This window comes from Corallococcus sicarius (genome assembly GCF_003611735.1).
GTDB classification, from domain to species: Bacteria; Myxococcota; Myxococcia; order Myxococcales; family Myxococcaceae; genus Corallococcus; species Corallococcus sicarius.
The window spans coordinates 1-6,217 of record NZ_RAWG01000438.1 but is presented as its reverse complement, the minus strand read 5'-3'; the positions used below and the strand labels follow the sequence as shown (position 1 = coordinate 6,217).

Here is a 6,217-nt window from a genome sequence, read left to right as displayed (position 1 = left end):
CCATTCTGGGGCGCCCCCAATGGAGCGGGCGTTCCATTCCGGCGCGGTCCTCGGGGCGGCGGATTCCTGGTAGACCCGGGGCCCATCATGCCGACGATTGCGTTCTGTACCATCAAGGGGGGCGTCGGGAAGACGACCCTGTGCGCGCACGTGGCGGCGGCGCTGGCGGACACGGGCCGCCGGGTGTTGCTGCTGGACCTGGATCCGCAGGCGCACGCGTCGCTGGTGCTGGGGCTGGAGACGCGGGACGGCCCGTGCGTGGCGGACGCCTTCGGTCCCCGGCCGAAGCACCGGCTGGACGAGATCGTCGTGGCGTCGCCGAAGCGGCAGGGGCTGTTCATCGCGCCGGGAGCGCCTCGCATGGCGGCGCTGGAGCGCGAGCTGTTCGGGTGGGGGCACCGGTTGCAGGCCATTCCTCGCGCGCTGAAGACGCTCTCCTGGACGCCGGACGTCATCATCGTGGACACGCCGCCGAGCATCGGCGCGTTCACGGAGGCCGTGCTGTGCTTCGCGGACGTGGTGGTGGCGCCGGTGCCCACGGGCGCTTTCGCGTTGCAGGGGCTGGGTGAGATTGAAACCGCGTGGCGCGAGGTGCGCGAGAGCGGCGGCGAATTGGTGGCCGCGGTGAACCTGTGGGACCGGCGCACGCCCGCGACCAACGTGGCGATGGAAGAGGCGCTGAAGGACGTGACGGTGCCGGTGCTGCGCACGCGCATCCCGCGCTCGGAGTCCATCAACCAGGCGGGCCTGGGCTACGAGGTGGTGTTCGACACGAGCCCGAACGCGTCCGGCGCCGAGGAGCTGCGCGCGCTGGCGCAGGAGCTGGCGAAGCGTGCGGGCCTGCGCTGACGAAGGACGGACGGCGCATGGACTACCAGGCGGTGTTGACGCAGGTGTGGGACGCGGTGCGGCCGGTGCTGGGGCAGGGCCGCGTGGCGACGTACATCCCGGCGCTCGCGGCGGTGGACCCAAGCCGGTTCGGCATGGCGCTCGCGACGGTGGAGGGGGACGTGTACGGGGTGGGTGACTGGCGCGTGCCGTTCTCCATCCAGAGCATCTCCAAGGTGTTCACGCTGGCGCTGGCCCTGTCGCGGGACGGGGACGCGCTGTGGAAGCGGGTGGGCAAGGAGCCGTCGGGCAACCCGTTCAACTCGCTGGTGCAGCTGGAGTACGAGCAGGGCATCCCGCGCAACCCGTTCATCAACGCGGGCGCGCTGGTCATCACGGACCGGCTGCAACGGCTCACCGGCGACGCACGGGGCACGCTGCGCGACTTCCTGCGCGCGGAGAGCGGCAACCCGGCGGTGGACTTCGATGCCGTGATTGCCGCGTCGGAGGCGGAGCACGGCCACCGCAACAGCGCGCTGGCGCACTTCATGGCGAGCTACGGCAACATGGAGGGCTCCGTCCCGGAGGTGCTGGAGCACTACTTCTGGCAGTGCTCGCTGGCGATGAGCTGCGCGGACCTGGCGCGGGCGTGCGGGTTCCTCGCCCGACATGGCCAGCGCGCGGATGGGGCGCGGCTGCTCACGCGCAGCCAGGCCAAGCAGGTCAACGCGGTGATGCTCACCTGCGGCACATACGACGCGGCGGGGGAGTTCGCCTACCGTGTGGGGCTGCCGGGCAAGAGCGGCGTGGGCGGAGGCATCATCGCCGTCATCCCCAACCGCTGCGCGCTGTGCGTGTGGAGCCCCGGGCTGGATGCGCGGGGCAACTCGGTGGCGGGCGTGGAGGCGTTGGACCGCTTCACGACGCTGACCGGCCTGTCCATCTTCTGAAGCAGCGCCGCTTCAGCGCAGGCCGTCCAGCAGCGCGGCCAGCTTCTCCGGCTGGGACGCGAAGGGCGAGTGCGAGGACTCCAGCGTGTCGACGGTGAACGCGTTGCCGGGCGTGAAGGCGTCCGCCTCGCGGATCATCAGGTCCTGGAGCGCGGGGGCCAGCGCGCGGTCCTGGGCGCAGCGCAGGTAGCTGCGCGGGAGGCGGCCCCAGCGCTCCTTTGTCGCGCCCACCCTGGCCGTCCAGAGGGACTGCGGGAGGTCCGGCGTGAGGGTGAGCGCGAAGGGCAGGAAGCCCGCCGTTTCCACGTCCTGGTAGAAGGCCAGGCGCAGGGCTTCGAGGTACGCCGCGTCGCCACGCGGGTTGATCCGCACCGCGCCCAGCTTCGCCGGGTCTCCGAGGAAGAGCGACTGTCCGTAGCCGGTGCGGGCCTCGGGAAGGGCGCCGTAGCCGCTGGCGCTCTGGAGGCGCAGCGGGCAGTACGCGCTCAGGTACACCAGCCGGCCGATGAGGTGCGGTGCCAGCTCTCCCGTCCGGGTGATGACGGTGCCACCCGCGCTGTGGCCCACGAGCACGGGCTTCGGCCCGTCCTTCAACTTCTCCAGCGCCGACACCACCGCCGTCGCGCAGTCCTCCAGCGTGACGTCCGCTTGCGGGGACCGCTCCTCGGTGAGGCGCGCGGTGTTGCCCGTCAGGTAGGCCGCGGGGAAGCGCGCGTTGAGGCCATGGCCGGGCAGGTCGATGGCCACCACCTGGTGCCCCCGCGCGGAGAGGGCCTGCGAGACGCGGGTCCAGTGCAAGGCGTTGTGCCATGCGCCGTGCACCAGCAGGAACGTCCGGGCCTTGGGGCGTTTGGCCGGGGCAGGGGTGTTGTTGGCCGCGAGGCCGAGTCCCGGCAGCAGGCCGGTGCCCAGCAGGGCGGTCTTCATCACGTCACGACGGTTCATGCGGTGCTCGTTCGGTGGGGGGAAGGTGGGGCTCATTCGCGCCCAGCACGGTGAGGAGCCGCTCCCGCAGGCGCGCGAGGTCGAAGAGCTGCCGGTCGACCTCCGCCAGGCGTTCGCGGTGGGCGGCGAGCGCGTCCGGGCAGACGGCGTTCGTGACCTGACGAAGCATGCAGGGCGGGAAGGTGGTGATCTCCTCCAGCGAGAAGCCCAGGCGGATCATCCGGGCGACCTGCATCACCTGGGGGACCGCTTCGTCGCTGAAGTCGCGGTACCCGTTGTCACGTCGGTGCGAGGCGAGGAGCCCGGCCTTGTCGTAGTGACGGATGGAGCGCGCGCTGGAGCCCGTGCGCCGGGCGAGTTCTCCGATGTTCATCCTGCTCTCCTGGAAACGGACGCTAGCGCCTGACACTGGTGTCAAGGTCAAGCACCCGATGAAGGCCGCCACGAAGCCCTGACGGGATGCCCGAGCGCGTTCTACGGTGCGCGCCCGTGCGTCCTCCTGAATCCGCCCCCCGTCCCGCGCTCCTCACGCTCGCCTACCTGGCGTTCATCAGCCTGGGGCTTCCGGATGCCGTGCTCGGCGTCGCGTGGCCGTCGCTGCGCAGCACGTTCGGGCTGTCGCAGGCGGGCATGGGCGCCATCCTCTCCACGGCGGCCGTCGCGTACTTCGTGTCGGGGTTGCTCGCGGGACGGCTGATGCGCGCCCTGCGGCTGGGGCTGCTGCTGGCGCTGAGCACGGGGCTCGTGGCGCTGGGGCTCGCGGGGTACGTGTCCGTGCCCGTGTTCGCGCTCTTCCTCGTCGCCGCGTGCTGCATCGGCTTCGGGTCGGGTGCCATCGACTCCGCGCTCAACAACTACGCGGCCCAGAACTTCGGGCCGAAACATATGAATTGGCTGCATGCGGCCTACAGCGTCGGAGCGGCGCTGGGGCCGGTGCTGATGACAGCGCTGCTCACACGGGGCGTGGGCTGGCGCTCCGGGTATGCCGTCATCGGCGCGGTGCTGGGCGCGCTGGCGCTGGCGTTCTTCGTGATGCGCAGGCAGTGGGATGCACCGGTGCCAACGACCGGGGAGGTTCCCGCCGAAGCGCCTGTCACGGGCTCCGCGTTCGATGCGCTGCGACGGGCGCGGGTGTGGCTGCAGATCGTGACGTTCTTCTTCTACACCGGCGTGGAGGTGACGGCCGGCCAGTGGAGCTTCACCGTGCTCACGGAAGGGCGGGGCCTGGACACCGCCGAGGCCGGCACCTGGGTGAGCTTCTACTGGGGCAGCCTGCTCGTGGGGCGCGTCCTGTCGGGGTTCATCGTCGAGCACCTGGGCTCGGTGCGGATGCTGCGGGGGAGCACGGCGCTCGCGGTGGTGGGCGCGCTGCTGTTCGCGATCCCCAGCGTGCCGCCCGCGCTGGGGCTGGTGCTGCTGGGCTTCGCGCTGGCCCCCATCTTCCCGGGCCTGATGTCGGAGACGCCGCGCCGCGTGGGCACCGACGTCTCCGCGCACGCGGTGGGCTTCCAGGTGAGCGCGGCCACCGCGGGCGTCGCCGTGCTGCCGAGCCTCGCGGGCATCATCGCGGAGCGGTGGGGCCTTGCGTACGTCGCGCCCCACATCCTCGCGTGCGCCGTGATGCTGGCGCTGCTGCACGGGGTGCTCTCCGCGTCGGCCGACCGCGCCTGACGCGCTCAGGGCACACCGTGCGGGTGGGCGGCGTCAGCTCCCCGCGGGCAGCTCCGCGCTGCCCAGCGTCTGCAGCCCCTGGTCCTTCCACTGGGCCAGCCGGAGCGTCGCCCCCGGCGCCGACGTCTTGGGCGAGACCTCCACGCAGGTGAAGCGGTGCTCCACCCGGGCCAGTTTCTGCCGGGTGGGCTCCAGCGAGGGGTTGCCCTGGAGCTCCTGGAGGTAGTCGCCCCATTCCGCGTCGGGGGCGTCCGGAGCGGGCAGCCGCAGCAGGGAGATCCACGTGCCGGTGTTGGCGTAGACGCGGCCGTTGCCCTGGTGCCAGCGCGCCGCGTGGGTGTGGCCCATCACCACCGCCTGATGGCTGAACTTCCTGCCCAGCCGCTCGCTCTCCGCGAGCTCGTCCTTCGCCGGCTCGAGTGAGAAGTACTCCGTCCCCGTCGTCCCGGCGACCTTCCGGTGCAGGCGTGCGTAGAGCGCGAAGCCCGCCTTGCACAGCTTCAGGCGGGCGCGGCCCAGGGCGTCCGGGTTGTCGAAGGAGTTGAGCGACTGCGGATCCAGCACCGACATCAGGGCCTCCACCTCCTCGTCATCCAGGTCCACCTCCGCGAGCGTCCGCGCCAGCTGCTCGTCCGCCTCCGAAGGCGTGTTCGCGTCCCGGGGCTCGATGGCGAAGGCCGGAGGGAGGTCCTGGTTCTCCAGCATGCGACGGATGAGCGTGAGGGTCCCGCTCGTCATCAGGACCTTGAGCGCGTCCGGCTTGACGCCGAGCGCGACCATCACCGCCCCCTGGAAGTCGGGCTTGAGCAGGTCCATGTACCGCATGCGGTGCTGGTGCTTGAGCGGGTTGAGCAGGTTCTTCACCAGCACGGAGCCCGGCGGGTACTGGAAGCGGGTGCGGTCCGTGGACAGCAGCGAGCCGTAGTCGATGCGGTTGGCCACGTCGTTGTGCTCGCCATGGGTGACGAGCACCCGCGCGCCGCCCACCTCCAGCAGCAGGGGCTCCGTGCCGTCGCGGAACACCAGTCTTGAAGCCACGGCAGCCGGTTGCCCCAGGGCCGCGCGCACCACGGCCTGGACCTCCGGCAGGGCCAGCTCCAGGTCGTGGTTGCCCACCACCATCGTCGCCCGTCCGCCCGCGGCCAGCACCCGGCCCAACGCCTGGAGCGACGGCGCCGTCTGCGCGGAGCCCACCAGCGCCCGGGCCTGCGCGACGGTCTGCTTGGAGTCCACCGCGAGCGGGTCGTCGTTCAGCAGGAAGTCGAAGCTGTCCCCGTTGAAGACGACGTGCGTGGGCGTGCGCGTGAAGGAGTCGAGCAGGGCGGGGAGCTCGGCGGCGCCCGCGAAGATGTCATAGGGCCCTCCGTTGCCGAGGTGGAGGTCGCTGAGAATGAGCGTTCGCATCGGTCCAAGCTCCTTTCAGGGAAGCGGCTGCAGGTCGGTGTGCCGGATGCGCACTGCAGGATCACCCAGCACCACGTAGTTGCGTGCGTCGTTGCGCTCGATCCACTGGTGGAGCAACGCGCGGGGCTCCAGCTTGTTGTTGGGCATGTTGGGATCGAGGTGGTTCAGCAGGAGGTTGTTCGCGGCGGAGAAGCGGTCGCGGAAGTCGCGCAGCGCGTGGCCCACGGGCTCGCCGGCCATGATCCTCGAGAGCGTTCCCGTGAACGCATGGGGGGAGGCCTGGGCCATGTCGAGGGGCTTGATGGAGAAGCCCCAGGCCCGCTCCACGTGGCCGATGACGGCCAGCGCGCCGCCGTTGGGATGAGAGAGGAGTCTCCGGGGCAGGGCCGCGACGAAGGCGGCGGGGGCGAGCACCTCAC

The 6,217-nt window shown here is 71.3% G+C and carries 7 protein-coding genes; 3 read left to right on the top strand and 4 right to left on the bottom strand.

The window, feature by feature from the left end:
* The first annotated feature begins 87 nt into the window (after positions 1–87).
* Positions 88–849 (top strand): ParA family protein, encoded by a 762-nt coding sequence (locus tag D7X12_RS38045; protein WP_120630071.1) that lies wholly within the window; start codon positions 88–90, stop codon positions 847–849.
* A gap of 17 nt (positions 850–866) precedes the next feature.
* Positions 867–1,778, top strand: coding sequence for a glutaminase (locus D7X12_RS38040; protein ID WP_120630070.1), 912 nt, complete (start codon positions 867–869; stop codon positions 1,776–1,778).
* Positions 1,779–1,790: 12 nt separating this feature from the next.
* On the opposite strand, the gene D7X12_RS38035 is transcribed toward D7X12_RS38040, so the two are convergent.
* Complete coding sequence (locus D7X12_RS38035; protein WP_120630069.1) at positions 1,791–2,723, bottom strand: alpha/beta fold hydrolase; 933 nt, start codon at positions 2,721–2,723, stop codon at positions 1,791–1,793.
* Positions 2,710–3,096 (bottom strand): MerR family transcriptional regulator, encoded by a 387-nt coding sequence (locus tag D7X12_RS38030; protein WP_120630068.1) that lies wholly within the window; start codon positions 3,094–3,096, stop codon positions 2,710–2,712. Before D7X12_RS38030 ends, D7X12_RS38035 begins: the two co-directional genes overlap by 14 nt.
* Positions 3,097–3,212: 116 nt before the next feature.
* Here D7X12_RS38030 and D7X12_RS38025 point away from each other — a divergent pair, with 116 nt between their 5' ends.
* A complete protein-coding gene (locus D7X12_RS38025; protein WP_244225028.1) occupies positions 3,213–4,394 on the top strand; it encodes an MFS transporter in 1,182 nt (393 codons plus the stop codon).
* Between the two features lie 33 nt (positions 4,395–4,427).
* Here D7X12_RS38025 and D7X12_RS38020 read toward each other — a convergent pair whose 3' ends face one another.
* Positions 4,428–5,798, bottom strand: coding sequence for a metallophosphoesterase (locus D7X12_RS38020; protein ID WP_120630066.1), 1,371 nt, complete (start codon positions 5,796–5,798; stop codon positions 4,428–4,430).
* Between the two features lie 15 nt (positions 5,799–5,813).
* Positions 5,814–6,217: C25 family cysteine peptidase (locus D7X12_RS38015; RefSeq protein ID WP_244225027.1), on the bottom strand; the 404-nt coding region annotated here is incomplete at its 5' end.

Bases quoted from the DNA above. Each gene is read 5' to 3' on its own strand.
- D7X12_RS38045 (WP_120630071.1), top strand. From the start codon at position 88: ATGCCGACGATTGCGTTCTGTACCATCAAGGGGGGCGTCGGGAAGACG.
- D7X12_RS38030 (WP_120630068.1), bottom strand. From the start codon at position 3,096: ATGAACATCGGAGAACTCGCCCGGCGCACGGGCTCCAGCGCGCGCTCC.
- D7X12_RS38020 (WP_120630066.1), bottom strand. From the start codon at position 5,798: ATGCGAACGCTCATTCTCAGCGACCTCCACCTCGGCAACGGAGGGCCC.
- D7X12_RS38040 (WP_120630070.1), top strand. From the start codon at position 867: ATGGACTACCAGGCGGTGTTGACGCAGGTGTGGGACGCGGTGCGGCCG.
- D7X12_RS38035 (WP_120630069.1), bottom strand. From the start codon at position 2,723: ATGAACCGTCGTGACGTGATGAAGACCGCCCTGCTGGGCACCGGCCTG.